This window comes from Bradyrhizobium sp. Kon69, from assembly GCF_055807515.1.
The window spans coordinates 1-988 of sequence record NZ_JBVVOS010000084.1; the positions used below are offsets into that span (position 1 = coordinate 1).

At 66.2% G+C, this 988-nt stretch carries 1 protein-coding gene; it reads left to right on the top strand.

Annotation, left to right across the window (positions count from 1 at the left end; translation table 11 throughout):
- Window positions 1-988 (top strand): IS5 family transposase (locus AC0L3U_RS38280; protein WP_473364944.1); only part of this gene is annotated, 988 nt, incomplete at both ends.

Here is a 988-nt window from a genome sequence, read left to right on the forward strand (position 1 = left end):
GCTGGGTTCACGACCCGTATTTCCAGTTCTTCACCGGGCAAGAGTTCTTTCAGCATGCCTTCCCGCACGAGCGCTCGGACCTGAGCCATTGGCGCAAGCGGCTCGGCGACAAGTTGGAGCTGCTGCTGGCGGAGAGCCTGCGGGTGGCGCACGAGGCCGGCGCGTTACGCGGCCAGGACCTCAAGGGCGTCACCGTCGACACCACGGTGCAGCCGAAGGCCATCACCTTTCCGACCGATGCCAAGCTGCTTCATGCGGCTATCAAGGGGCTCAACCGCCTGGCGAGAAGGCACGCCGTCAGGCTGCGGCAATCCTATTCTCGTGTGGCCAAGGCCGCCGCGATGATGGCGGGCCGCTACGCCCATGCCAAACAGTTCAGCCGGCATCAGCGGCAGTTGCGCATTCTGCGCAGCCGGCTCGGCCGCATCATCCGCGACATCCGCCGCAAGATCGAGGGCCAGCCGGCATTGGAGGAGGCATTCGCCCTCCCGCTTGGCCGGGCCGTGCAAATCCGCTCGCAGCAGCAGCGCCAGCGCGGCTGGAAGCTTTATTCCTTCCATGCCCCGGAGGTGGAATGCATCGGCAAAGGCAAGGCCGCCGCGCCTTACGAGTTCGGCGTGAAGGCCTCCATCGTCACCAACAACCGCCGGGCGCCCGGTGGCCTGTTCGTACTGCACGCCAGGTCGCTGCCCGATAATCCCTACGACGGTCATACCCTGCGGGACGCCATCGACCGCACCGAGGCGCTCACCGGCTGTCCGATCGAGCGGGCCTATGTCGACAAGGGATATCGCGGCCACGACACGCAAAATCCACGTCGCGTCTTCATTTCGGGCCAGAAGCGCGGCGTGTTCGGCGCCATCAAGCGCGAGCTCCGGCGCCGCTCCGCCATCGAGCCCATCATCGGACATCTGAAGGCCGAAGGTCACCTTGGCCGCTGCTACCTCAAAGGCCGCGCCGGCGACGCCGCCAACGTCGTGCTCTCAGC